This window comes from uncultured Legionella sp., from assembly GCF_937871865.1.
Lineage (GTDB): Bacteria > Pseudomonadota > Gammaproteobacteria > Legionellales > Legionellaceae > Legionella.
The window spans coordinates 1-4141 of record NZ_CALMPD010000133.1 but is presented as its reverse complement, the minus strand read 5'-3'; the positions used below and the strand labels follow the sequence as shown (position 1 = coordinate 4141).

Here is a 4141-nt window from a genome sequence, read left to right as displayed (position 1 = left end):
TTAGGCGGTCCCATTAACTGCTGATCGATGGTCCCTTTAGAATGCTGAATGACACCTATATCTGTTTTGAATATATTAGCCATTTCAACTATGTTGTTATATTTTGTAGTTTGATATTATTGGCGTTGATTCAATCATTATATAATTCGGCTTTGCCTGCATTTATGGTTTCATTGTTTCCAGCGATTCATCGAGGTAAGGCTTTAGCTATATCTTATAATATCAGTCTATCCATTTTTGGTGGGTTAATGCCCTATATCATATTAAGCCATAAAAATTTTATAAATCCGGGAAGCGTTATTAGTATTTGTGCACTATTAACATTGATTGTATTACGTTTTGTGAGGGAGTGACCATGGTTGTATACGAAGTGAATCTGTCTATTGATAATGATATATATAACGAATATAAGGGCTGGTTAGATGAGCATATTCAAGAGATGCTTAAATTTCCCGGATTTATAAATGCCACGGTGATGCACCAAGCACTGGACGGTGATAGCTCTGATACTCAAAAACATTTAACTGTTCAATATCAAATTGAAAGTGTTGAGGATTTGAAAAATTATTTTGAAGAGCATGCACCAAAGATGAGAGGGGATGGAGTAAATCGATTTAAGGGGAGGTTTTCCGCCACTCGTCGAACATTTGAAGTGGAGTGTGTTATGACTGCCAGCAAATACGTGAATCACGTATAAATTTATTGATAAATACTTGTTATTGGTATATTCTGGTGTTGTTTGATGATGTTACACCAAAATATACGGAGGTATTTATTGTGGAGAAGAGAGTTTTTAAAGAAGCTGAAGCTGCTAACTATATATGCATGAGCCGTTCTTTTCTTTCTCAAGACAGGGTAAATGGGACTTTAGCCAATAGAACTCCAGGCCCTAAATATATAAAAATTGGACGCTCGATACGCTATTTGAAGGATGACCTTGATTCATGGTTGGAACAGCACAGAAAGTTTGGTTAGTACCATTAAAATACCTGCTCATTGAGTTAGTGCAATAATCCCTTTGCGCTAACTCATACAATTAATTTGATTCTTATATTTTCAATTGTTTCGGTAAATGTTCTTTTTTAAATTAATATGAATATAATTATAATTGGCCTACACAAATCTGATACAATTAAGGGCTAGGATTACTCTAGAGCATTGTAATGACTACGAAAAATAATCTGGTTGCTCACTCATTGGAAGAAAGTATTCTTGGTACACATCCAAGTGATGGCTTATTCGGATGCCATACAATTGCAAGTGAGGGGTATACTCAATCAAATGTACTTCACAGAGCACTAAATATGGAGGAAGCTAATAGTAGTCAAATGGTTGCCCAATTAAGACCTGCCTTAATAAAACACCATGCCGATGAAGACAAGATTTCTCGCATTAAGCAACAGTTAGAGAGGCTTGGTTATGATTATTCAAAACTCTCTCTTAGCCCATTTCCAACAAAGGATAAAACTCGGAAGGGCAATTTAGCTGAAATTTTTTTAGCCGAGTATATTACAGCATCTACAGATTTTGACCTCCCAATTTATCGTTTACGCTTTAATCCTAATATTGAGCAATCAATGAAGGGAGACGATCTCCTTGCGTTCGACTTTAGCAAAAATCCCGTAAAGATAATTGTTGGAGAAGCTAAATTTCGTTCTAAACCAGATAAAACTGCCGTTCAAGAGATGATCAGTGCATTGGGATCGTCAAATCATGCAGGGATACCTGCATCAATACAATTTATAGCTAACCGCTTATTTGAAATAGGAAGAGCTGAACTTGGCCAACAAGTTGAAGATTGTGCTGAAGGAATAGTAAATGGCAAACATGACATAATGTATGTAGGATTTATGATGAGCAGCAACAATTGTAAAAACCATGTTGATAAACATACTGAGTCCTTATTGCAAAATCTAGCGGTATTATCTTTTTCATTACGAAATTTAAATCAGTTTTATGAAGACTGTTTTATACAACTTGAGGAGGAAGCTTTTGGCCCTCCCAAATGAAGTTTCATTGAATGTATTGAAAGCACATGATACAAAATGGATTCGCAATCTTTTTGCACAGTCCAGTGCAAGTTATGTTTTGCAGGAGGTTAATGAAAACCACAATAATTTTCCACAATTTGATCCACTACTAGGGGAGAAAGTTACTACCTCTGCCTATGCTATTCTTGCTGCTGGAATCAGCTTACATGAAATACAACCCTCATTACAATCAGCTGCTGCCATAAAGGAGGCCGCATCACTTTTAACTAACATTCATAGTTCTCAAGGTAAAGCAGAGCAGGTTAGTAGTCATCATATTTTAATTGCTGCGATGGCTTTTTATTCGTGTGGTGAATACTCACGCTCTTTTATAACTATATCCTCGGCTAAATTTACATCCATTACAGCTATAATGATAAGTTTGTTTTTAAGGCGAGATAGGAATGAGTTGATATCCTTTCTTAATAAAGTATTTTTTGCTAAAAAAGAGGAAATTACCTGTATTTCAATGGTATGTGAACCAGCTGTTGAATTAGCTGTAGCCCAAGCACTATCCCAAGTACTTTTATTTCAGATCACAGGAGATAATCATTATCTTGATTCGGCATTAAATGCAATTGATGCGGGAATGAATATAGCTGCTGAATTGATGTCACCTACACTTTGGTGGATTGCTCGCTTGTTGAAGCTTATGCTGAGAAATTTGGGGAATGGATCTCTTTGGAAGTGTCTTCCACCATTCTTCCAGGATGCTCCATATATACTTCGACAATATATTCAACTGTCTGCATTTTTACCAAAGCCATTAGTTGAATTGTGGCATTCACAAATAACAGCTCTTCCTATCGTTCTTGATCTGGATAGATCTGGTGCTGTAGTTAATATGCGGACAAGTTCTGGTAAAACACGAATTGCTGAATTAGCTATACTTCAAACTCTTGCACTTAATCCACAAGCAAAAATACTATATATCGCACCTTACAGATCTCTTGCATTAGAAATTGAACAATCCTTGTGCCAGATTTTTGATTTGTTAGGATTCCATGTTTCACATTTATACGGAGGCTTTAGATTTAGCTCAGCTGATAAACGTCTTGCTAATGATGCGTCAATTACAATTGCAACTCCTGAAAAAACTAGAGCTATAGTTCGTACCTTTCCAGAATTATTAGAAGAATTTAAACTTATTATTGTCGATGAAGGTCATTTAATCGGTGTTGATTCACGCCTAGTAAAAAATGAAATTTTTTTAGATCACCTCAGAGTTGTAGCTCATTCCATTGGGGCAAAGATGCTTCTTCTTTCTGCAGTACTACCAAATCCAGCTGATTTAGCTAAATGGGTTACTGAGTCTCCAACCAATGTAGCAAAATCCGAATGGAAACCGTCTGCTGAGCGTTTTGGACTTCTCCTATGGGATGGGAGTCGAGTGAAAATAGAGTGGAAAGGGGAGTTTGAATGCTTTAATCCTAATTTCGTGGAGTCAAGTCCTATTAATTTTAAAGGACGTCGTAATCCTTTTCCTAATAATAAGAACGAAGCTATTGCTGCTACAGCGATTCGTCTTTCAACTATTGGTCCTGTAATGATTTTCTGTGGCAGGACAGATAGTGTTTCAGTTATGGCTAATTCAGTTTTAATTGGATTAGGGACAAATCCTAATGTTCATCCTTGGCCTCAGCACTTTTGGGATGTATTTGCATCTTCATGCCAGGAAGAGTTAGGTTTAAATACTATTGAGTTTAAGGCCGCAAGATTAGGTATCATCTGTCATAGCAACAAACTACCTCCTCTAGTTCGTATGGCAACGGAAAGGCTGATGAGATCTATACCACCCAAGATAATCATCGCAACAAGTACATTAGCCCAAGGTGTAAACATTGGTATATCAAGTGTAATCATTGCTTCACCTTACATTGGACAAAACGCGATTAATCATAGTGATTTTTGGAATATATGTGGGCGTGCAGGTAGAGCTTTTGTCGATAATGAGGGAAAAATTCTTTATACAATAGATGAGACGGATAAACCCAGAAAAATTCAAAATAATAAAAAAATGGCTGAAGCCTACTTCAATATGGTTAATTACGAATCAGTTCGCTCTGGTCTGCTTTCATGCATGATAAATATCAGAAAAATAGCTAGTTCGG

General features: G+C 36.5%; 4 protein-coding genes. All 4 read left to right on the top strand.

Going from position 1 to position 4141, the window contains the following annotated elements; all coding sequences use genetic code 11:
- Nucleotides 1–355: 355 nt before the first annotated feature.
- Nucleotides 356–697 carry a DUF4286 family protein gene (locus tag Q0495_RS07120; protein WP_298624447.1) on the top strand — a complete coding sequence of 114 codons (342 nt, stop codon included), beginning with the start codon at nucleotides 356–358 and terminating at the stop codon, nucleotides 695–697.
- Between the two features lie 80 nt (nucleotides 698–777).
- Complete coding sequence (locus Q0495_RS07115) at nucleotides 778–975, top strand: helix-turn-helix domain-containing protein (protein WP_127032463.1); 198 nt, start codon at nucleotides 778–780, stop codon at nucleotides 973–975.
- A 221-nt stretch (nucleotides 976–1196) separates the two neighbouring features.
- A complete protein-coding gene (locus Q0495_RS07110) occupies nucleotides 1197–2009 on the top strand; it encodes a Hachiman antiphage defense system protein HamA (protein WP_298624441.1) in 813 nt (270 codons plus the stop codon).
- Between the two features lie 7 nt (nucleotides 2010–2016).
- A partial coding sequence (locus Q0495_RS07105) for a DEAD/DEAH box helicase (RefSeq protein ID WP_298624439.1) occupies nucleotides 2017–4141 on the top strand: 2125 nt, incomplete at its 3' end.